This window comes from Rickettsiales bacterium Ac37b, assembly GCA_000746585.2.
Classification (GTDB): Bacteria; Pseudomonadota; Alphaproteobacteria; order Rickettsiales; family Arcanibacteraceae; genus Ac37b.
The window spans coordinates 16,735-36,878 of sequence record CP009218.1; the positions used below are offsets into that span (position 1 = coordinate 16,735).

The following is a 20,144-nucleotide window of genomic DNA, read 5'->3' on the forward strand; positions in this document are numbered from 1 at the left end:
AGTTGATAAGAGTATTAATAATTTATTTTTTATTATTTATATTCAGCTTTATTTGATCTGGTCTAGATACCGCATCATATACAGTTTTTGAAGCAGAATCATTGTTCTTTTCTTTTACATTTTGCTTTAAAGATTCATTTATTATAGATAAAGTTTTTTCTTTATGTGCAAATGTGTGGTCGGTTGCTGTTTGCAAACTTAATACTTCTTGCTTTAAATCAGTATTTTCTGTCTTCTTTTTTATATTATTGTTAAAATTCTTTGGAGATACATTCTCAACTTCTCTGATATTATTTTGATTATAAATTTTTAATTCTTCTTTTTGTGCATAATGACGATCTTTAACTTGTTTAGAGGATAGCATAATCTCATTACTATCTGTAAAGTCTTTTTGTAAGATATTACTATTAAGAGCTAATCTATTATCAAGCCACTTACTTGCTTCTTGATAAGTTCTATCAGGATTATCACGTATCATCTGTTCTGTAGCTCCAGCTCCATATTCTTTGATTTTATCTTCAGCAAATTTATTATTATAATCTTGGCTAATACTTGCACTATTTTGCTCAAAGTTGCTTTTTGATTGCTGTAAACTGTGAACATGATCCATAGATTTAGATGCTTCAAAGCTAGCAGCTCTAGCCTCATTAAAATCACTTCTAACATTATCTAGCATACTACTACTCACACTATCATTTGATTGGTATTGATTAGATAATACAATATTTTCAACTTTACTTAGAGAGTTAGCTAATTGATTAGTACTACTTGATTTGAGAGATTCATTATTTGACATACTCTTTTGACCCAGAGTACTTGCTTCAATAGATGCTGGAAGTCCTTTGGTACCAAAGGCTAACCTTAAAGCATCCATTCTATCCAGTTTTAGCTCCTTAGCAAAGCTTTCTACATAATCTCTGGCTTCATTGATGGACTGTCTGTCCTCTTGACTGAAGCCTTTCATCAAGTTTTGGTGCGTATTACTACCTTGACTATAATGCTGATCAAACCCAAATAGCTTTGAGTAACCTGATGTTGCACTCTCTACTGACGAACTTGCATATCTACTTGCATTACTCATATGATCGCTTATGCTTTGATCATACCTATTACCCATCATTTTCTGCCAGTCTATCTTAATCAGTCCACCTAAGTTACTCAGTGCTCCAGTACTGTCAATACCTGTTCTTCCATCAGCAAACATCTTCTCCTGAGCACCACTTTGCATCGCAAATGACTTCATGCCACTCATCCACGAATAGTTATCATCATATTTATTACTGCTTGTATTGTTATAGCTATGAGTATCAATTTGAGTGGTACCAACTTGATAATTACCTTTAATGGCTTGTTCTGCATTATTTACTGCTGCTGTTTGTGGAATATAAAATACTGAGCTTGCTAAGTTACCCATACCTGATACCATACCCTTAGTTACAAATACTGATAGTATCGGAATAAGTGCCAGCATGTAGCCAGCTACTGCTGATATCTCACTATTAATATGCGCTATCTTTAGCTGATTAGCGAAAGTTAAACTATCTATACCACTTGCATAATATTTACCCCAAGCCCCTGCTATACAAAATAATATTGCATACATTGGCTGCCACATCTGTAGATAGATAAAACCAAATCCATAGTTCTTCAACACCTCAAGACCTATTGGCGTTACCATTAAAATAAGTATTAGCGGAAATATCCCATATAATATACATTCTAATACTGCCCGATAAATTGGAACAAACTTCTGTGCCATTTGTGATATAGCATAATAAGCTGAACTAGTTGTTGCTTCTGTTGCTGCTCTACTAAATGACTTGTTATAACTAGCTGCATTATCTCCAATTGAGTTAATCATAATGTTTTGTAGCAATGTATCTTTAGCATCTTTGCTATCTTTTTTTAGAAAGAGTCCATAGCTATTAGTTAAAATACTTGCAAATACTTTATTTGCATCTATCTCTTGCTTGTCTGCAAAAAAATAAGAGGTAAATCTTTTAGCAAGTACTGATTCTCTCTTATTTACCTCTTCGGTTAATTTGCCTGCGATGTAATTAGCTGCTTTATTACAGGATATATAGCTTTCTTTAACGTTATCATTTTTACTTGTAGAGTTGCTATCATTAACTGGTGAATTTGCCTTAATATCAAAATTAATCATCCTTGCGTTTGAAGAGCGTTTTTTTAAAAGAGTTAGAATGTCATCTGTATCAACTAAGTCTTTTATTACATATCCATTTTTGCGGTTATAACCCATGCGTAAATCAGGGGCCATACATCTTTTGTAAAAATTAGATACAAAACTCTTTAAGTTAGCATCATCAATCCTAAGCTTACTAATATCCTCTACAATCTTACTACCAAATAGCATTCCTGTTTCTTGGTAACTTGAATTTACAAATGTTCCAGCAAATGCCATATCAAACTTCTCTGCTAAATAATTACCTATTTGAGAAGTAGTAGAGCCAAGTAACGCCAGACCCCATGGCACATCATCTACTGTCCTTGGTGCTTGTACAATACCATAAGAGTTCGGTAACATATCATGGATATGTACTTTGGCTTTAGTTGTTAAAAATAAACTGAGGAGTACAGTAACACCTATGAACCATTTTACTGCTGATTTAAAATCATTATTTAAACCAGCCCTAACAGCAAGTACAACTATTGCACCTATTGAGGAAAACTTCATTATTGAAGTAAAACTATTCTTATCTGGATTTTGTATAATGATACGAATAGCATTTAAGATTTTTTCTAAGTAATATCCAGAGCCAAGAGTATATATATCAAATTCATTCATATTAATTACTCCTTGCATAAGATATGATTTCTGACATCTCATCTGCCATTGCATGTTCCATATTCTCAGCCCTTTTTACTAAGAATAGCTGTAACTTATATCTGGATAGGTCTTTTTGTTCGTGATTATTTAGTAATTGCTGGGCTGATTTTATGGAATCTCTAAATTCTTTTAATTCACTACTTGCAGCTAGCTCAAGGTTATTTGCTGCCTCATTTACTTCTCTTAGCATGTCCGCCAAGTAATTATATAAGATATTCCAAGCAATAACTTCTACAAATATACCTTGTTCATATTCTGGGTTACCTTGCGTAAATTGATAAAGTACATCATATATAGCATAAGCAGGAAGACCTGCATTTGCTAAAAACTTTTGAGCAGAAGCTTCAAGTTCACTATCTTCAATTAAGGCTTTCTTTATTAAATCTAAATAGTCTGTTACTTTACGCTCAAAGCTTTTATCTTCTGTTATATGAACATTCTTTTCTACCACATCTAAGCATTTTATAGTGTCACTACAGCTGATCAGCTTCATATCCTTATTGCCTTTAAGTAAAGCTTCAAGAACACTAGGACTTGTTACCGTAGATGAAATATATTGTACCTTGGGCATAGATTTATCAGTACCTGAAGATTTAATGATTACTGTACCACTTATGGTCATCATCATTTCTTTGAGTTCATTAGATGTTATTTTCAGTTTATCAATTGCTCTCCAGGCTAGATTAACATCCTCTAATATTAATCTCTCATCTTTTTCTGCAGCTCCTTTTAGTGCACTATCTTTACCTTTTGGGAACTTGCTGTAACTTCCAGATAGATCTTCTGTTTTACCGCTAGATAACTTAAACCGAGAAACAATATCTTTAGCTTTTTCAGCAAATTGAGCAGGCTTATCTCCTGCAAAACTAACAATCTGTTTTGCAACCTGACACTCATCTGCTAAAAATCCTCCAAGCTCCTGTAATTTACTATATACTTCTTGTACTACTTCACCAAGCACTGGACTAACTGCATTTAGACCTAAATAAGCATAGGATAACCCAACACCCTTTGCTATATTAGTAATCTTACTCTTTAGCTCATCACCTGAGATAAATGATATCCCTCCAAAGTTTAATACTCCTTGGCTATAACAGCTTTTATCTAAATCTATTTCTGGAGGATTAACACTGATAATTGGCCTATTTCTTTTTTGTCTTGCAAAATACATTGAGCCAAGTGTGTAGTGTCCTCCCTTTTGGCCCTTATAATAATGAGCTTCATTGGTAACTGTCTCTGCACCAAGTGAACTCCAAATACCTGCTAAATCCTCACTAACAGATGCTACAGCACTATTTGTAACTAACATAAATAAAAGAATATTTCTTAAGCAACTAATCACTACTTACCTCTCTATCTTCTATCCTTCTTGCGATTTTCTCCTCAAGCTTATCAAGTGTAATTAATCCTTTAGAGATAAATATCTTTGCAGGGTTTAACCGATCTATTAATATAATAGTTGGATATGCTTCAACTAAAGAATCATTTGCAATATTTTCATCTATCTTATTCTCATCTAATCCTTTAAAAATTCCATCCCCCGTTGTTATACCGAGAATCTTAAAGTTATATTTTGACTTAAAATCCATCAATATTGGTAATTGACGAGCACAATATGGGCAGGAAACGTCATAAATAAAGACAAGTCCGTATCTACTACTTGCCCCGTATAGTAGGTGCTCATAACTATCTTCCCTTAGTTTTGACTCAACTACATTTTTATAGTAGCTCTCATTATTTGCATAAACAGGCGAGGTGTCTATAATACGTTGTACATTCCTTGAAAAGTCTATCCCCTTATCTACTATAAAGTTATGAACTTTTAAAAACCCTTCCAAATCTTCTTTACTACCTGTAATTGTTGCACGCTTTAAATTAGTATCCCATAACTCTTTTAATTCTGCAGCTTTTTGTTCAGCAGGACTGCTTGAACTCATTATATCTTCTAAAGTTGGCTCATCTGGTTTAACTTGCTTATTATTCTCACAATACCAGTTTTTACCAAGTCCGTATTTCTCACATATTTCAGGCGTAAATTTAAATGCGTGTACCATTTCAAGTTGAAAAAGAAAAAAGGAAAAGAAATATATAAAAGCCCAGATCATTCGCTTCACTTACCACCCCCATTTTTATAAAAGTTTTGGATCTTTTTATTTACCATCTGCTGCATATTAGAACTACTTGGACTCTTTATGCTATCCCGCATCTTATCAGCTGTTTCTTTTACTTTAGATTTAGCTTGTTCCTCTAAATCACCAAACAATTCACTGAAATCTATTTTGCTAAAATCTATACGTCTTAACTCTGCAAGTGTTAATGGACGACAATCTGGATTCTTTTTACTACCCCAACCTATATTAAGCTGTTTTCTACCTTCAACTTGAATAATCTTTGATAACTTACTCTTGAAACAACAATATGATTGCTTTTTCTTATAGAAATTTACTCCTTTTCCTTTCCAGCTTCCGACAAAATGACATAGTTTTGACTTCTTCTTTGTAAATAAATCCTTCTCGCCTTGATCACATTTAACTAACTGACGTATAAAACCTTTATCACTGCAGCAGTTAAACTCACCTGTATACTTACGACACCGATTTTTATCTCCTGTAAAAAACTTACAGCTACTAGTATCTATTTCATTTGGATTACAGTTTTGCTTATTATTTGGACATTTACAGCCTTCAAGCTCATTTGATTTAAGTGAGGCTAGAATACTTAAATAACTTATACTGTAAGCAAAATCATTATGCTGTGATCTTGGACTCGTTTTACACCTATCACCTATACAATATTTGCTTGCTACACATTCTTTATTACTTTTAAGTTCTTCATTACACTGATATTTTATCTCATAGTGATCACACTCTTTACTCTTAACATTTAAGTGTAGACATTCTTTTGATATTTGATGGCAATTATTATCAGCCGCTAATTCCTTGCATTCATCGATATAACTACCCGTATTACATATATATTTTTTCTCCCACTTCCAACAATCCTTATAAACATCTTTACCATTTATGTTTCTAGTAGACGCACCTTCTATACATATCTCTTTTGCTACTTCACAATTTTTATTAATCTCCCGATCGCTGCAGTTTGATAGATCTTTCTCATCTCGTAAAATATTATAGTCGGTTCTAACATGCTTTGTTTCTTCTTTAGCTTCTAGCTTATCACCACACGCAAATCTTTTACTAAATATCTTACAGATTCCAAGTTGCTCTTTTTCTAAACAAGTTCCACTTATTTCATCGCAGCCTCTGTTATCTTCAAAAATCTTACAATAATTTTGTTCCTTACCTTCGCATATTTCTCTTTGCTCATATTTCCAGCATTTGGTTACATTAAAACCATCGACTTGTTTCTTGGAATAATCTGTACAGACTTTCTCAGTTAAAGCTTTACAATTTTCTGCCTCAAAGGCAAAAACAGAAGAACTAAGGAGGAGGAGTATTATTATATATAATCGCATTGCTCTACCCAACTATCAGACCATTGATTACAATCTAATAACTTTGAAACACTAAACTGTACCCCCCAATGTCCCCACTTTTGAATAACTATCTCAAGCTCAATATCATTTATCCCAGCTTTTAATAAATGCCTTAACTCTAAATTAGGCGAATATTCCTGAGCTCCTACATCACCCTCACCATATCTTGGTGTTCTGTATGCTTCTTTGCCATTTACAAATACTCTTAAATGATCATCTATATTTACTCTACTAAGTCTAAATGATCCAAGCTCATTAATTGCTGGTATACTAATTTTTATGTAACGTCTATAGGTATGAAAGGCTCGAATATTATTTCCCCCCCATACGGTATTTATGTTGATACTTGCTCCACTAAACCTATATTCTCTACTTAAATTACTACTTGGATCACTGTAGCTTATAATTTTAATCAATGACTCAAAAGGTGCATCCAAAAAGCTTTTTTGAGTACAGTGAGTAGTTAGATTATAAATACATCTTTTTTCTTTAATTTCTTTTTTCTTCAAGCACTCATAATTATACTTTGGATCAATCTCAACAATCTGTGCTGGAAAACAAGTTTCTGCCTTCTTGTCATAATATTTATCACAAATAAGCTCTGATTTGCTTATCACACTCTCTTCTTTGCCAGAGCAGCTAACATACCCTCCTCTTAAAAAATCAAAATCCTTCTCTGCTTGCTTACTAAATAAAAGGACCTTATCTAAGTAACCTTTATTGTTAATAATATTACCACTTGCATCACGTATATATCCTTGCTCATCTAACCTATCTTGCCTATTTAACGTAGACTCAGTACTAAAAGCTTCACTAACATCACAAGAAGACCTACTACATTCTTGTTTATCCTCTCCTGATGCACCTTCTCGCAATTCTGCTCCCATACTCTCAGCTTCCTCTAAGCTTACACCTACTGCCTTAATATCTAGATTCTCTACTCCAAGTAGTTCTCTAAGTTTATCATCAGTAAAATATTGATTTAATTCTGGTAATGACTCCGCGTATGATGTAGAATGACAAAATATTACAACTTTAAATAATATTATATGAAAGCTAATAAACGTATTTCTATTTTTGATATTACATATCAAACCAATTTTTACAAAAACGAATCCCAAACAATCCAAAACACATCTAGCCACCATCTTAATATGCGCAAAAATACTAAAAGATTGTTGAAAGAGTTTAAGAAAATTTAAACAGTATGTTTGCACTAGATATCTCTCCCTATCCTACTTTGGTATAAGGTAACTAAGTGCTTTAAATCACCTGAGCTTGCAAACTCCTTTAAGACATAGGGGATGCTGACATTACCTACTAACTTATCATAGCTATTACCTCTACTTAAAACAAAGCTTGGTACGTGATGAATATCGAACAACTCAAATGCTTCAGGATCAATATCTATGATAATGCTGTCATTACCAGCTTTTAAATAATCTATAGTACTTTTAAAGCTATTATCTTTTAAGCCCCTAATTACTAACCTTGCTGATATCTTACGAGCTACTTGATCTAAATCTCTTAGTAACCCCTTGGGCATACTAAAACTAACAAATATTCTAAATCCTTCTCGATCGGATGCATCACAACTACCCTTCTGGACTTGATTATAGTTATTAAGTATATTTGCTACTAACTTGCTTTTATCTTGTGTTTGTTTTGGATTTTCTGTTTTTTCTGTTATAACAGGGTCTTTAGATTTTACTTTTACTTCTACCTCTTGAGCTATTTGTTTGAATTTTTCTGCTTCTTTTGTTACATTCTTCTCAATTTGTCTTAACTCCTCTGTACTTAGTATTTCGGCTGCATCTAAGTAGTTATAAGGAGTAAATATATTCATACAAAATGCAATAGCTAAAAAATACAGCATGATTTCTTCCTCCATAGCAAATAGCCGAAATCCTCACCTATAATAGGTCTTTCTTTATTTGCCTCAAAAAAACTAGTGCTTTTTCCAAATGGAGCACATTTAGATGTATCTGGATTTACAAGCTGATACCTATAATGACTTTTTTTCATCAGCGGTGCTAAATGTTTTGTACATATCTTATTAGCATCAGAACTAGTTGACTCATGAGCCATTCCTTGCCTGTGTAGTTTAAATGTAATTTTTTCTGCTACATTTAAAGACGCCTGTATCCCTCCTATATGAGCATTAACACTGCCATTCATAGGATACATCGTACCTTGACATCCAGCACACCAGTATAATGAATCTACAGGCTTACCCTTAGAAGTTGCTGATACACAGTCTACACTGCAGGCACTTTGTGCTGTTATGTTATTAAATAAAAATGCTTCTGGATGTAATATAGCTGATAATTCATCATCTAGACCCGTTGGATCAAGCTCTGTTATCCACAGCGGATCAAAGTTGGTTTCTTGTAAGCACACAAAATCTGTAAATATCTCAAGCAAATATATTATCGGATATATATAATAATGAGCATACCATCTTGATATTTGACTACTTGATGCTTTAGGTCTTCCACCTTGATGCCTCTCCATCCCCATATCAATCTTCATACCACCCATATTTACAAAACAATATGGTTCAGCTGATATGTCAACCATTCGAGCAGGCTCAAAGAAGCCACCCACTATACCTGGCACTGGTACTCCTCCTTTTGGACAAATACATATTGGAGAACTTGGATTCTTAGTATCTACTAAATCACTTCCAATTATTTCTATAGAGCCCAACGTAATTGGAAATAAACATTTCCAATTAATATCTGTGATCGGATTTACAAAATGACCTGTACATCTTTTAGCATGTGAGATAGTTATATTTGTAGATATAAATAGTATGATAAGACAAAAATAAGCTAACCCCTTACTCATAACTATCTTCCCCTAAGATACTAATCTTAAGATTTACTCCCTCCTGCTCTACTAAAGCTGGTACTTCAATAATTGATAATTTACTCGTGATAATTCCACCTTGATCAAAATATATCCATTTTTTATGCTCTCTTTGCAGTTTTAGCGGGCTACCAGATGTTAGTATTATCTTTACCTTATTATCTTTCTCTTTTGCTAATTTAAGAGCAAGATTCACTTGTCTCTCATCTAATCCATCGATAAATAATAAACTCTCCTCTAAAGAAACCTGTTCTAAAGGATTTACCTTAGTGCCTTCACTATGAAGTAAATTGTTTTCATGATCATATATATTTTCTTTTAAAACATACGTGGGATCAAAGTAAAATATCTTTGATTCTTTAGCAGTTTTAATGCCTGCGACTGATTTTGGATTTTCAATATAATCCTTTGTTTTTTCTTGCATATCATGGTTTATTTTCTCCATGTCTAATTCAGATAAACGTTTTTCTATTAACTTTAAAATATCCTCTTCTATGATCGGAAATATATGCCCCTGAACCCCAAAATCTTTAGCGTAGCTAAACTTAATTAGAACAAACATAAATAATAATAAAAAACATATTTCTACTAAGTAACCACGCATATTATTATTCTTTGTTAAGCTTTTTGTTTCTATAGTACTGCTCCTCTAGCTCGTCTGTCTTGTACATCTTCCGAAATCTTCTGTAATGGTTAATATTTGTTTGGTTGACTTCCAATTTGCTTACTAGTTCATTTAAATGCATGTACCATTCGATGTTTGCCTTAGTTGGGTCTTCAAGAGATTGTTTTTTTGCCATATGCATGTACATTATTAAGTCCTTATCTGAAAAGCGAAACTCCGGATAAGCACTAACAGCTTTGACTACCATTTCATTAAATGCCTTGCGTTCTTTAGACATACCCATTTGTTTAAGTTCACTGGGAAATCTTTCCATAGAACAAGCTGTAGCTGTACTTAAAAGCCCAATCATCATTAATTTTCTAGTATTCATAGATTCTTCTCATTCGAAAGTTAAGTTAAACTGTTCTTTTTACTAAGGGCTCTGCCCTCGCGCCATGCATGAGCGGAGACCCCTCTTTTCTTAATTTTCTTCAAGTAACCTCTCTATAGCTTCTTCAACTTGTATCCCAGATTTCCTCATCTCCATGATTCTTGCCACATCCTCTGCTTTAGTCGAATATAACTTAGCTGAAAATGGATCAAGTATTAGTCTACCAATAACCCAGCTGTTATTCTTATGCCTTATCATAAACTCTGAATATGACCCCTTTAGTCCAGATAAGTTCTTCGCTATCTCTATCTCCGCATCCCCCATCCCTAACTCTGATTTCAGCATTTCTTTATCTTTACCATCTACTGATAATATGATCCTCCAATCAGATTGTGCTAATGCTGCTGATCCCGCTTCACTACTCTCTTTACTAAAATCTGATATTGATTGTGTCGCACAACATAGACTTAAATTATATTTCCTACCCCGACGCGCAAAACCTTCAATTGGACCCTTTAATGCAGGATGTACGCCAAGACGCCAAAATTCATCTATGATTAATACCGTCCTTTGTCTTCTGCTCTGCGTCTTCGCATATACTAAGAAGGTCACTAACATTAATGTGCTATTTTGTAAGACTAAATTATGTTGTAAATCTGAAAGCTCAAATACTGTAAGCTTATTCACTATATCTATTGTAGCTGGACCATTAAAATATCTAGCGTATCTACCGTTGTTACTGTACTTTCTAAGTATATATTCTATTTTATTGATTATCTCTTCTGTATGAGTTGTTCTGATATTCTGATTACTTAGTAACTCTTCCCTAATATCACTAAATCCTCCGCTATTACCTTTCTTTCTTATTACTTCTTCTACTGCATTGCCAACTATCGCTCTATATAAACCCACTTCTGGATCTATATTATTATTTTTATCAATATTTAATATTATGCATAACATCGATACTATTAAATCTATAAAAGGCTCCTCGAAATATTCCTTATATTCCTTGCTATCTTCTCGAGAGCTTTGATCTCTATATAATGAAAATGGATTAATACAAAACTCCCCTCCTCCAAAATCTACAAAATCACCATCTAGTAACTCACAAACATTCTTAAAACTTCTCCCATCATCAATTATAATTACTTGACCACCTACTCTAAGTATTGAGGTTGTATATTCCTCTAGCCATACTGACTTACCACTCCCAGATGCACCTGGTATCACCATATTAAAGTTACCATTGGCATCACCCAGTGTTCTAAAATTATCAAAGAAAAATATTTGACCAAGCCTTCCCACAAATAGTAATAATGGATCTGCATAGTTCTGCGCATCTCCAAATACCGGCATTAAATTCATAATGTCACCTGATAGCATCTTAGAGGGTATTTTTAGCTGATCTATGATTTGCCAGTTCTCACCTATGTTAAATGGAAGCGTATGTAGAAAACTATTTAAGGTATCGTTATTTATTTTTTCTATTTTAAACTTTAATTTAGCAAAATGATCCTTAAGCACTGCCTCACAGCGCATTAATTGATCCTCATTACTTGCAATTAAAACTATATTCATTAATGCTTTACCAAGTCTCTCCCCTTGGTTTATTCTCTCAGATACATAATGCCAGTCATTTCTCTCTTCCATCATTCTCGGAAAAAACATTGGGAGTTTAGAATCAGCAGCTTGAGTCTTAATCATTCTATATTTATCTGCTATCCTCTCTGACTCACCTCTGGTTTTTAAGTTAAAACCGTAACTAATATAAAAAGGACAAGGTATTGAACTTCCTGTCTCAAAGTCTCCTATATAATTAATACTGTTTCCTAAATCCCAATATTCTGGAAATTCTACTACCTCAAATACACTATAATATAATAGCCCAAACCTGATACTTTCCTTATTCATCTGAATCTTTAAATCACTCTTAAAATAATCCCGAATATCAGCTAAAGTTTCTTTGTTACTCTCTTTGTAGCTATCAAACGAAGGTACTAATAACTCTTGCACAAAGTTAGCCAATTTTACCTCGTTTAATAGCTCAGAACTTACCTTTAAAGCTTTAAAGCCTTCTGATAACCTCTCTTGTAAGTCTTTTAATTTATATAGATTCTCATCCCTACCTGACTCAGTTATCGAATTGCCTAGAGAAAAACACATATATAGCTCATAATCTCTAACTAATAAGTTCTTCTTATTGCCGAGTATACTTTTCCAGTTACCTTCTCTAAAAAAATCACGTCGCTTTTCAGTAATCTTCTTATATATTTTATCTCCCCCTCCATGAGCATACCAATAATCAAGTAATCCTCCAATCCTTGGTGATGAATAGTTAATAACTTGTACGGTACAAGAAGCAGGTATCTCATTATTAATTAGGCTTCTTAACGCATTCTTCGTCCTTAAATCAATTCCTGAAAAATGACTTAAACCCATTACAAATCCTAAACTTGTCTTATTCTCAAATAATCCATATTTTGGATTAAAACTTCTATATGGTAAAAACTCTAAAAGACTTACTTCCTTATCAAAATTAGATGCTTTATGAACCTTATTAGAATTTGTTTTACCTTTAAACTCTTGATAAATTTGAGAAAAATCCTCTTTTAATTCATTAATGTAGTCTTCTAAGCTTTCTCTCATCTTAAAACCTCTACTTCTTCAAAAGTAGATTCCCCATAAGGATCTTGATTGATTAATATTTTTTTCTTCTGCTTTACACCTGAATTAAGTAGAATTTGTTCTCTTGCAATGTTATCCGCATATTCTAGTGAGCTGCATCCTATCCCCTTAGCTTTTGGACAATCCCAACTACTTCTATACGATGAGCAATTACTTAAAAATAATATAAAGAATAAAATACTAGCTAGTCTTATCATCTTGATCCTCTAACTTTAAACTAAACCCCTCTTGAAATACTACATATACTTCTGTACCCTCATTTACTGATATTACTGGCTGATACTGCTCAGCTCGCTTGATGAAATATTGTGATAAGGTATCACCAGCTGAATTTGCTCCAGACCCTAGACCACTGCCAACTATATTTCTTGTTTGCTGCTTTCCTGTAGTAACTAACCCACCCCCTGTTATTGCCACCTGAGGCTGACTCATCTGTGCTATGCTACTTCCAAAGCCTGAGGTAATACCTGATAAAAAGCTCTTAAGTACCATATCTCCCTCCCTAGATACTATCTCTCCTCGTACGCCAGATTTACCTCTTGATGTTATATATGCTTTTACTGGAACCTCTATTGCAGTATTTTTATCAACTGCGCATGTTAAGATTACCCCATCTAAATAGGCCTTCTCACTCGATATATCTCCAACTGCTTTCACTGATAATAAGCAGCCAATTAACCTCTTAGTTTTTAGATATTCTTGACCAAGCCCTGCAGATATTGCTTCTCCAGTTATTCTAAGTAACGCCTGCCTAGGATCAGACTCCGCAGTTATTCCAACTCCAGCATCAACTCCCGATATCATCTTAGCCTGCACATAACTATTAGCTGGAATATAATCTCCTATTTTACGAACACGCTTCTTTATACCTGACTTCTTACTTTCTATACGCCTCTCTATAACAGGTAACTGATTTGCCACCGTTTTTTTACCAAGCTCCTCTTCAAGACGTCTGTTATATGATTCTTCAAGTTCAGCTTTCATTTTTAACATTGCATCCGCAATCTCTTCTCTACTTACTTTATCAATGAGCATCTTCTCCTTAAATTCTTTAAGTAGTAATTCCGACTCTATTTGCTTATTCTTTAATTCCTCTACCTCTTTTCCCTGTACTTCTGACCAATGAGCTTCATGCGATATACCCTTAGCTAAGTTACTTATTCCTGAATTATTTACTTCCTTTTCTTTTACATTTTTAACTAATGACTTTTTTTCACCTTTATTACCTGTTTCTACAATAAATACACATACTGCTATAAAAATTACTCCTATCAATAATCCTACTCGAACTTGCTTTCTTCTGGTTTCCTTAGGCTCAATGGAATTATCTGCTACAAACAGATTCTTAAAACTGCTTTTTATTTTATCTAGGATCTTAAAAGGTAAAGCTTTTAAATAATCTTTATCCATATTTACTCCCCATATATCCTTATTAATATCCCCAACTCTCCAGGCATTAATCTTTCCTTACTTACATAACTAGCAAGTTGCCTAGAATCCATTAAATCACTTAGATTTAGTACTTGCTCTTTCCGACCAACATTTTTGACAATTATTTTTTCCAAATAAAGCTTATCCCCTGATAATGTACTAACTAACCTAGATTTTAAATCTCTATTATGTAGACATATCCTCTTGCTGTGATTTCTAATCTCATAACCTAAATATCTACTAGGTCTTAGGGCCACTTCAATTATTTTAGATATTCTTGACTTAAGTGCCTCTGTTACCCCATCACCATAACTAAGCGCACTATCTTTCACGTTAAGCAATGAGTCACTATTCTTATGGATAAATATTTGTGCAGATGGCACGTTCTCTGAACTTACTAAAAACTTATAACTCACATCATTTGTTAGTGTTATAAAGAAATTGATTGGCTTACTAACTAATGGACGAATATATATGTCTTTGCCTATTATATTATACTCTAACTCTCCACTTACTACATTTATAGCAGCAACATCCTCTTCAAACTTAATACGGTTAATCTCTCCCTTAGAGATAAAAGCTACAATCTTATCATTGTCATGCTTAATAAAATGCTGATCTTCATAACTACTTGTGGCATTCACTTTAGAAATACTAATCAGTACTAATAATATTAAGAGTATTTTAAATTGCCTTAGCATCTTTAACCTCACTAAAACTCTTTAGAGTTAATACCCCGCCCCTATTATAAAATGATATTAGATACTCCTTGTAGCTATTAGATACACATTTCCCTCCAATATAGCCTTCCAGATAACCCTTAACTTTGACACTTGGCTCATGATTATCAAACTCATATCCTTGGCTACTCGCAAATATATATCTGTAATTACGAGTCCTAATATCTTCTACAAGCTCCTCTATATTATGCTTAAAGTCATCATATCCACTACTATCTACCTGCTTTAATACTTGGTTTGCGATTAACTCTGCATTATCCTTTCGCATGGAAAATATTAATCCTATAATCTCATCACCCCTTGCTTTTAAAGCCGCATCATTTACAAACTTACTACCTATTATTTGTTCCAGATCTATAGTAGGCACAAGACGTGTTACAGTGTCTTGTGAATATATACGTAAACTAAGCAAGCTATTGCTTATGATCATTACTCCTAAAATACATACAAGTACATTGCGCTGTAATCTGAGCTTTCTATTAATTACTTGCATATTAGCTTCCTTTGGTGCCCTTGAACCCCCTTTATAAAGTTCATCTCACTTGGTAAGTACCAATATAAGAATCTAATAAATCTTCTAACTATTGATCTACTCCGAAACTTACCAAATAACATCGATACAACTATACCCACCGGTATCCCAAATAGACCTTTATCAAATACTACAAACCCTCCCCAAATACCCATAAAGACTATTAAAGCATCAATTGGTATGCCTAAGCACCTAACCGGGTTATCTAATGTTTTAGGTATGCGGTAGTTCATATAAACCTACTTAAAAAATCATATCTACAAGGCTCTTTGCAGATGATAGTAGTAACCCTACCCCTATTGCACCAGCCACATGCTTAGCAGGAAAACCCGCAACACCCATAATGCCTGCTATTAATATAGAGATAAATGTAATTAGCTTTCCAGCCGTCCCGCTAATCCAACCTTCAGCCCTATCTAATGCTACTTTAAATCCATCAACATTATTATCTGCTAATACTAAGTCAGGAAAAAAGCACAACGTAGTTAGCACAATCACTCCAAGCATTAGTACTTTTTTATTAGCTGAATTTATTGACAATCTATCCATTTGAGCACTCCACATCTTCTTATTAAATAACTTAATCATACTTCTCCTTCTTTGTTAAAGTTTAAAAACTAGTTTAATGAACATATTGATCTCTTATTAATTCCTTAGGTGAATACTCAATTTCTAACCTCGTATTATTAATACCCATCTCAGCAAAAACCTCCCTTACCTGACCCATATATTTATCCTTTATAGTAGTTGCTATAAACCTACTTGGAGCATTAAGTCTTATTAATTTAGCACCATCCTCATTAGCTTCACCCTCTATATATTCTAATTTTCCAGTCCAAGATTTATGTACATCCTTACCAAGTGAGATCTTTAATCTCTCACATACTTGCTTCCATATAGGATTAGAGATATTTTCTTCACGGTCATGTTCCATTGATGCTGATTCTTCTTTTAAGTGTGGTTTATCCCTATCCCCAAGGGTATAATATCCACCTAGTACACGCCGGATAGTTTGCTCTCTTACTGCCCACTCAAATGACACTTTCCAACCATTGATCCCTCCTCCCATCAAAAACTTACTTGAAGCTATCTTAATTAGGTAATCTTTCCACAGCTCTAAATCTTTGCTAAAGAACCTTAATGGGGATTTAAGCATAGAATAGGCATAGCTACTTACCGTAAGTGGTTTTAGATCTTTACCTAACACTTCATTCCAGAGATTTAACATCTCTCTCTCTCTAAATCCTGAACTTCAGATTTAATAACTTCTTTAGCCTTAGTTACTAAGAGAGAGTTCTTATTATTTGTGGTAGTATTTGTAGCATTACATATGATCTGATCAATTTGATCACCCCCCTGCTCATTTTGATCACAGGTAAATTTTTTTCCTAACTCAGGATTATGGTGATCATTTTTATCAACTCTAATATTAGAAGACATAGCTGATTTATGTGGGACTAGTTCACTAGGTATAAGCTTATATAAAGCATCATAATCGATACTATACCACTTAACCTTAAGATAAGGATTGTTAGACAACTTATCACTAACCAACACACCCATCTTTTCAAGCTTATTAATTGCACGTCTAATGGTAATTAGAGATAAATTAGGTAATTTCTTCTGCCATTGCTCATAAGAATTATAGACCCAGTACCTATCGCTTTTAAAGTTTTGATTATACTTGGGATTAATCCAGTAATGTATTAGGCTTAAAATCAGAGATTCATTTGTACCGATAACCTTAGCTAAGTTCGGTAAAAATATTATTGAACTCTCATTAGTTAAACATGCTGACATCTTACCATCTCCCATAATTTAACTTGTTTGGTAATATTATCTCTTTTAAAAGATCATAGTTAATCACTAGACATTTTTTATTCTCTTGTTCTATCTCTTTTGCTGAATCCCTATATCTAACCAGTAAACCAATCTTTATTAGCTTTCCTATTGCTTTCTTAATAGATATAGATGTTAAACTTGGTAGGTAGCTTACACATAATTCTTCTAGATCCTCTAATCTGTTCTCAGATGAAAAATACTCATGTATAAGCATCAAAACTAGAGACTCATTATCTCCTATCTTATTAGCGAGACTTGGATAAAACCAGATCCCTTGTTCGTTTGTTATATTACTGTATACCTTCATATTTACCTATTATTCTTTGAAGTTTATAAACTAAGTCTAATGCTCCCAACTGCTCAATAACTACACATTTTTAGCATTACCTACTCACTCTTGCTTCTGTAGCTGATAATTGACCTGCTATTATTACAGTAAATTTATTTTCTAATCCTTTTAATGCCAAATTTAATTTGGTAAGTAATAATGAGATGTATCTACATTCTTTTCCTAAAGAATCTTCATAATACCCTTTAGTAAGCTCCGTAAATTTACGTTTAAAAATATCATAATTGCCTGTTAACTCTAGAACACTATCCTCTATTTCTTGTTCTATCTGATCATACCTGCCCAAAGTAAGATTTAATAATTTTACTAAGCCGCGTATCTTAGATGCCTGCATATCTACCCACAACCTAAACTCTTCTTCACTGATCTTTGATTCTTTTGCACAGTCAGAATGGCATTTACTTTGAGATGTATACATAAACCTCTCTTTTGTTAGTGCTGTTTAATAATTCTGAGTCTACTGTATGAATATATTCTTTTTTTGTCAACTATATTCGTTATACTTCCGAATATAATCTACATATATTATATTTTGTTGTTATTGAGATTTTACAAATATTGATTTATCCTTATAACTGTAGCCAAAGATTAATTATAAAAAGAATTATATACATGCATAACTTTACAAAAGAAAAAATTAAAGAAAAAATGGCTGAATTAAGACTGTCATATAAAGAAGTAGAAAATAAAAGTGGTATCCCTAAAAATTCGCTATGGAAATTAATAAATTCAGAGCGTTTTAATCCTACTCTTAAAACAATTAGCGCTTTATCTGAAGTATTTCATTGCTCTATTTCAGACCTGGTAGATCCTAGTTTTACACCCAATAATACTAAACTTAAAACAGGATTGATACTTAACAAAAAATTATACAAAGATTGTACTGAAGCAATTTTCAGTGAAGCAGATAAACGTGCTATCGACCTGAATTATGATGATTTCACACTGATATTAAAAGAACTATATGCTTTCTCTATCAAAAAAAATAGTAATAAATCTGACAAATTTTTTTTAGAGTTTATATTGGAAAAACTATTAAATAGAATTTTCTAACATATTCAAATTTATATATTAAACTTTTGGATGATATGAATATAATTTTTATATAAGTTTAATTCTCCCATACGTTCTAAAATATTTGAAATTTTGATATATAACTTTTTTACTTCAAACATATTATATATTTTATCTTTATACAAATTAAGATAGTATTCTTTAACTTCCATAAGTTCTTTCAATGCTTGTTGTAGCCTATTAGTTTGCTCGTAAACATCCCCTAGTTGTACGTGTGCACAAGCTTGACTAGGATCTACATATTTTCCACCAAATATGCTTTCTAATACTTTGATAGAATTATTTATTAAACATTCTGCTTCATTAAAATTCTGCTTATACACATAACATCTGGCCATAGTTAACTGTACTTCAGCAATAACATCTTGTTCCATTGTATTGTAAAATATTCTTGCTTCCTCATAGCACTGCTCTGCTAACTCAAAAGATTTTTCATATTCATTCAACCTAGCATAATTAGAAGCAGCTATATTTTTAAGATGTAGCCTTATACCTAAGGAAAGGTTACTCTGATCTGAATTTATAAAAGTCTTTTCAAGAAATATAGAAGCATACTTATACTTACCCTTTTCAATATATAACCATGCCAAATGATACAAACACAATGCAACATAGTTAGGTATATTCATTTCATTGAGTACTGTATAAGCTTTTTGTAAGTATGACTCTACTTCTTCTATAACTCCTTGAAATAAATAAAACTGAGATATATTAATATAGGTGAGGAATACATAATTTTTATATTTATACCCTTTACATAAAAATTCTAAGCTCGATAGTAACTTTTCTTTATACAACTCCAAAATAGCATTATCTTGGAAAATATAATCCGAATAAACACCCGCAGAAAGGAATCTTGCTTTTAGTAAAGCAGATATTTTAGTATTATTTTTATTAATCATCTCAAATGCATATTCGAAAGTCTTTTGATAAAGTTTATAGTTACTGTATTTATGAAATATAATATTATTATTCTCCATTAACACAATTAAAGACTTTAATATGAGTGGAGTACGTAATCCTTGTGCATATAAATCAAATGTTATTGTTGTAGTAACATCAACCAAGTCTGGATATTGGTTAATATTATCAACATTTATCCCCCAGTCCTGGTCTAATTCCTTAACTAGCGTCTTTAAAATTTCTCTTTCTTTTAAGCTGTTAGACATTTTATTTTTGTTTAGAATGAACTTTATATCATGTCCTATATGCTGTGGCAGATTACCGCTATCAATGTCATTTAAATAGTCTGTATTATTATACTTTAAAATCATA

22 protein-coding genes are annotated in these 20,144 nt (G+C 32.8%); 1 reads left to right on the plus strand and 21 read right to left on the minus strand.

The annotated features are described in order from the left end of the window. Positions 1-22: 22 nt before the first annotated feature. From NOVO_09190 to NOVO_09285, 20 genes are all read right to left on the minus strand, one after another. The gene (locus NOVO_09190) at positions 23-2,806 is read right to left on the minus strand and encodes a conjugal transfer mating pair stabilization protein TraG (protein AIL66147.1); all 2,784 of its coding nucleotides are present in this window, start codon (positions 2,804-2,806) and stop codon (positions 23-25) included. Between the two features lies 1 nt (position 2,807). Continuing rightward, on the minus strand, positions 2,808-4,190 hold the full coding sequence (locus NOVO_09195) for a conjugal transfer pilus assembly protein TraH (protein AIL66148.1): 1,383 nt from the start codon (positions 4,188-4,190) through the stop codon (positions 2,808-2,810). After that, positions 4,183-4,953 (minus strand): conjugal pilus assembly protein TraF, encoded by a 771-nt coding sequence (locus tag NOVO_09200; protein ID AIL66149.1) that lies wholly within the window; start codon positions 4,951-4,953, stop codon positions 4,183-4,185. Before NOVO_09200 ends, NOVO_09195 begins: the two co-directional genes overlap by 8 nt. 5 nt (positions 4,954-4,958) lie before the next feature. Next, positions 4,959-6,326, minus strand: coding sequence for a conjugal transfer mating pair stabilization protein TraN (locus NOVO_09205; GenBank protein ID AIL66150.1), 1,368 nt, complete (start codon positions 6,324-6,326; stop codon positions 4,959-4,961). Beyond that, a complete protein-coding gene (locus NOVO_09210) occupies positions 6,311-7,564 on the minus strand; it encodes a hypothetical protein (GenBank protein ID AIL66151.1) in 1,254 nt (417 codons plus the stop codon). The genes NOVO_09205 and NOVO_09210 overlap by 16 nt, the downstream gene beginning before the upstream one ends. Continuing rightward, positions 7,564-8,223, minus strand: a complete 660-nt coding sequence (locus tag NOVO_09215) for a conjugal transfer pilus assembly protein TrbC (protein AIL66152.1) — start codon at positions 8,221-8,223, stop codon at positions 7,564-7,566. The genes NOVO_09210 and NOVO_09215 overlap by 1 nt, the downstream gene beginning before the upstream one ends. Beyond that, complete coding sequence (locus tag NOVO_09220) at positions 8,208-9,197, minus strand: conjugal transfer pilus assembly protein TraU (GenBank protein AIL66153.1); 990 nt, start codon at positions 9,195-9,197, stop codon at positions 8,208-8,210. The genes NOVO_09215 and NOVO_09220 overlap by 16 nt, the downstream gene beginning before the upstream one ends. Then, on the minus strand, positions 9,190-9,822 hold the full coding sequence (locus NOVO_09225) for a conjugal transfer pilus assembly protein TraW (protein ID AIL66154.1): 633 nt from the start codon (positions 9,820-9,822) through the stop codon (positions 9,190-9,192). Before NOVO_09225 ends, NOVO_09220 begins: the two co-directional genes overlap by 8 nt. 4 nt (positions 9,823-9,826) lie before the next feature. Beyond that, positions 9,827-10,213, minus strand: a complete 387-nt coding sequence (locus NOVO_09230; protein ID AIL66155.1) for a hypothetical protein — start codon at positions 10,211-10,213, stop codon at positions 9,827-9,829. A gap of 90 nt (positions 10,214-10,303) precedes the next feature. Next, the gene (traC_2, locus tag NOVO_09235) at positions 10,304-12,862 is read right to left on the minus strand and encodes a plasmid conjugative transfer protein TraC (protein ID AIL66156.1); all 2,559 of its coding nucleotides are present in this window, start codon (positions 12,860-12,862) and stop codon (positions 10,304-10,306) included. Continuing rightward, positions 12,859-13,098 carry a hypothetical protein gene (locus NOVO_09240; protein AIL66157.1) on the minus strand — a complete coding sequence of 80 codons (240 nt, stop codon included), beginning with the start codon at positions 13,096-13,098 and terminating at the stop codon, positions 12,859-12,861. The genes traC_2 and NOVO_09240 overlap by 4 nt, the downstream gene beginning before the upstream one ends. Beyond that, positions 13,082-14,311, minus strand: coding sequence for a conjugal transfer pilus assembly protein TraB (locus tag NOVO_09245; GenBank protein AIL66158.1), 1,230 nt, complete (start codon positions 14,309-14,311; stop codon positions 13,082-13,084). Before NOVO_09245 ends, NOVO_09240 begins: the two co-directional genes overlap by 17 nt. Before the next feature lie 2 nt (positions 14,312-14,313). Continuing rightward, positions 14,314-15,033, minus strand: coding sequence for a TraK protein (locus NOVO_09250; protein AIL66159.1), 720 nt, complete (start codon positions 15,031-15,033; stop codon positions 14,314-14,316). Further along, the gene (locus NOVO_09255; protein AIL66160.1) at positions 15,017-15,565 is read right to left on the minus strand and encodes a type IV conjugative transfer system protein TraE; all 549 of its coding nucleotides are present in this window, start codon (positions 15,563-15,565) and stop codon (positions 15,017-15,019) included. Before NOVO_09255 ends, NOVO_09250 begins: the two co-directional genes overlap by 17 nt. Further along, on the minus strand, positions 15,556-15,837 hold the full coding sequence (locus tag NOVO_09260; protein AIL66161.1) for a conjugal transfer pilus assembly protein TraL: 282 nt from the start codon (positions 15,835-15,837) through the stop codon (positions 15,556-15,558). Before NOVO_09260 ends, NOVO_09255 begins: the two co-directional genes overlap by 10 nt. Before the next feature lie 10 nt (positions 15,838-15,847). Next, positions 15,848-16,192: a hypothetical protein gene (locus NOVO_09265; protein AIL66162.1), complete on the minus strand. Its 345-nt coding sequence runs from the start codon at positions 16,190-16,192 to the stop codon at positions 15,848-15,850. A gap of 34 nt (positions 16,193-16,226) precedes the next feature. Then, positions 16,227-16,832, minus strand: coding sequence for a hypothetical protein (locus NOVO_09270; protein AIL66163.1), 606 nt, complete (start codon positions 16,830-16,832; stop codon positions 16,227-16,229). After that, on the minus strand, positions 16,826-17,404 hold the full coding sequence (locus NOVO_09275) for a hypothetical protein (GenBank protein AIL66164.1): 579 nt from the start codon (positions 17,402-17,404) through the stop codon (positions 16,826-16,828). The genes NOVO_09270 and NOVO_09275 overlap by 7 nt, the downstream gene beginning before the upstream one ends. Before the next feature lies 1 nt (position 17,405). Continuing rightward, positions 17,406-17,753 (minus strand): hypothetical protein, encoded by a 348-nt coding sequence (locus tag NOVO_09280; GenBank protein AIL66165.1) that lies wholly within the window; start codon positions 17,751-17,753, stop codon positions 17,406-17,408. A 76-nt stretch (positions 17,754-17,829) separates the two neighbouring features. Further along, a complete protein-coding gene (locus tag NOVO_09285) occupies positions 17,830-18,213 on the minus strand; it encodes a hypothetical protein (protein ID AIL66166.1) in 384 nt (127 codons plus the stop codon). A gap of 140 nt (positions 18,214-18,353) precedes the next feature. Here NOVO_09285 and NOVO_09290 point away from each other — a divergent pair, with 140 nt between their 5' ends. Further along, entirely contained in the window at positions 18,354-18,848 is a 495-nt protein-coding gene (locus NOVO_09290; protein AIL66167.1) for a hypothetical protein, read from the plus strand. An 11-nt stretch (positions 18,849-18,859) separates the two neighbouring features. On the opposite strand, the gene NOVO_09295 is transcribed toward NOVO_09290, so the two are convergent. Further along, a complete protein-coding gene (locus tag NOVO_09295) occupies positions 18,860-20,143 on the minus strand; it encodes a tpr repeat-containing protein (GenBank protein AIL66168.1) in 1,284 nt (427 codons plus the stop codon). Between the last annotated feature and the right edge of the window lies 1 nt (position 20,144).

Excerpts from the sequence above, each read along its gene's own strand:
- NOVO_09190 (AIL66147.1), bottom strand. The coding sequence starts at position 2,806 with ATGAATGAATTTGATATATATACTCTTGGCTCTGGATATTACTTAGAA.
- NOVO_09295 (AIL66168.1), bottom strand. The coding sequence starts at position 20,143 with ATGATTTTAAAGTATAATAATACAGACTATTTAAATGACATTGATAGC.
- NOVO_09265 (AIL66162.1), bottom strand. The coding sequence starts at position 16,192 with ATGATTAAGTTATTTAATAAGAAGATGTGGAGTGCTCAAATGGATAGA.
- NOVO_09215 (AIL66152.1), bottom strand. The coding sequence starts at position 8,223 with ATGCTGTATTTTTTAGCTATTGCATTTTGTATGAATATATTTACTCCT.
- NOVO_09255 (AIL66160.1), bottom strand. The coding sequence starts at position 15,565 with ATGCAAGTAATTAATAGAAAGCTCAGATTACAGCGCAATGTACTTGTA.
- NOVO_09275 (AIL66164.1), bottom strand. The coding sequence starts at position 17,404 with ATGTCAGCATGTTTAACTAATGAGAGTTCAATAATATTTTTACCGAAC.
- NOVO_09245 (AIL66158.1), bottom strand. The coding sequence starts at position 14,311 with ATGGATAAAGATTATTTAAAAGCTTTACCTTTTAAGATCCTAGATAAA.
- NOVO_09230 (AIL66155.1), bottom strand. The coding sequence starts at position 10,213 with ATGAATACTAGAAAATTAATGATGATTGGGCTTTTAAGTACAGCTACA.
- NOVO_09270 (AIL66163.1), bottom strand. The coding sequence starts at position 16,832 with ATGTTAAATCTCTGGAATGAAGTGTTAGGTAAAGATCTAAAACCACTT.
- NOVO_09260 (AIL66161.1), bottom strand. The coding sequence starts at position 15,837 with ATGAACTACCGCATACCTAAAACATTAGATAACCCGGTTAGGTGCTTA.
- NOVO_09205 (AIL66150.1), bottom strand. The coding sequence starts at position 6,326 with ATGCGATTATATATAATAATACTCCTCCTCCTTAGTTCTTCTGTTTTT.
- NOVO_09280 (AIL66165.1), bottom strand. The coding sequence starts at position 17,753 with ATGAAGGTATACAGTAATATAACAAACGAACAAGGGATCTGGTTTTAT.
- NOVO_09220 (AIL66153.1), bottom strand. The coding sequence starts at position 9,197 with ATGAGTAAGGGGTTAGCTTATTTTTGTCTTATCATACTATTTATATCT.
- NOVO_09200 (AIL66149.1), bottom strand. The coding sequence starts at position 4,953 with ATGATCTGGGCTTTTATATATTTCTTTTCCTTTTTTCTTTTTCAACTT.
- NOVO_09225 (AIL66154.1), bottom strand. The coding sequence starts at position 9,822 with ATGCGTGGTTACTTAGTAGAAATATGTTTTTTATTATTATTTATGTTT.
- traC_2 (AIL66156.1), bottom strand. The coding sequence starts at position 12,862 with ATGAGAGAAAGCTTAGAAGACTACATTAATGAATTAAAAGAGGATTTT.
- NOVO_09250 (AIL66159.1), bottom strand. The coding sequence starts at position 15,033 with ATGCTAAGGCAATTTAAAATACTCTTAATATTATTAGTACTGATTAGT.
- NOVO_09240 (AIL66157.1), bottom strand. The coding sequence starts at position 13,098 with ATGATAAGACTAGCTAGTATTTTATTCTTTATATTATTTTTAAGTAAT.
- NOVO_09285 (AIL66166.1), bottom strand. The coding sequence starts at position 18,213 with ATGTATACATCTCAAAGTAAATGCCATTCTGACTGTGCAAAAGAATCA.